Below are 1,032 nucleotides of genomic sequence, written 5' to 3' on the forward strand. Positions count from 1 at the left end.
GAAGAAGATCGCGGCGCTTCATCGCGGCGAGATTCCGATCTACGAGCCCGGCCTCGACGAGCTGGTCGCGACCAATGTGAAGGCCAAGCGGCTCGACTTCACCACCGATTTGTCGAAGCCGGTCGCGGACGCCGATGCCGTCTTCATCGCGGTCGGCACGCCCTCGCGCCGCGGCGACGGTCACGCCGATCTCTCCTATGTCTACGCCGCCGCGCGTGAGATCGCGCAGTCGCTGTCGGGCTTCACCGTCGTCGTGACCAAGTCCACCGTCCCGGTCGGCACCGGCGACGAGGTCGAACGCATCATCCGCGAGACCAACCCCGCGGCCGACGTCGTCGTCGCCTCCAACCCCGAATTCCTGCGCGAGGGCGCGGCGATCCGCGACTTCAAGTACCCCGATCGCGTCGTCGTCGGCACCTCCGACGAACGCGGCCGCAAGGTGATGGGCGACGTCTATCGTCCGCTGTCGCTGAACCAGGCCCCGTTGATGTTCACGGCGCGCCGCACCGCCGAGATGATCAAATACGCCGCGAACGCGTTCCTCGCGACCAAGATCACCTTCATCAACGAGATCGCGGACCTTTCGGAAAAGGTCGGCGCCAACGTGCAGGAGGTCGCGCGCGGCATCGGCCTCGACAACCGCATCGGCACCAAGTTCCTGCATGCGGGTCCGGGCTTCGGCGGCTCCTGCTTCCCGAAGGACACCAAGGCGCTGATCAAGATCGCGCAGGACTATGACGTGAGCTTGCGCATCGTCGAATCCGTGCTGGCCGTCAACGAGAACCGCAAGCGCGCGATGGCGCGCAAGGTGAGCCAGGCGCTCGGCGGCTCGCTGCGCGGCAAGACCATCGCCGTGCTCGGCCTCACCTTCAAGCCCGACACCGACGACATGCGCGATGCGCCGTCGATCCCGCTGGTCACCGGCCTGATCGACATGGGCGCGACGGTCAAGGCCTTCGATCCCGTCGGCATGGAGCAGGCCAAGGGCGAGCTGCCGAACATCACCTATTGCGAGGACGCCTATTCCTGCGC

The 1,032-nt window shown here is 66.5% G+C and carries 1 protein-coding gene; it reads left to right on the forward strand.

What is annotated here, in order from left to right; all coding sequences use genetic code 11:
- Window positions 1-1,032, forward strand: a 1,032-nt coding sequence (locus tag OWC48_RS45925; RefSeq protein WP_282525915.1) for a UDP-glucose/GDP-mannose dehydrogenase family protein, incomplete at both ends; no start/stop codon positions are given.

This window comes from Bradyrhizobium sp. Arg816, from assembly GCF_029989365.1.
Taxonomy (GTDB): Bacteria; Pseudomonadota; Alphaproteobacteria; order Rhizobiales; family Xanthobacteraceae; genus Bradyrhizobium.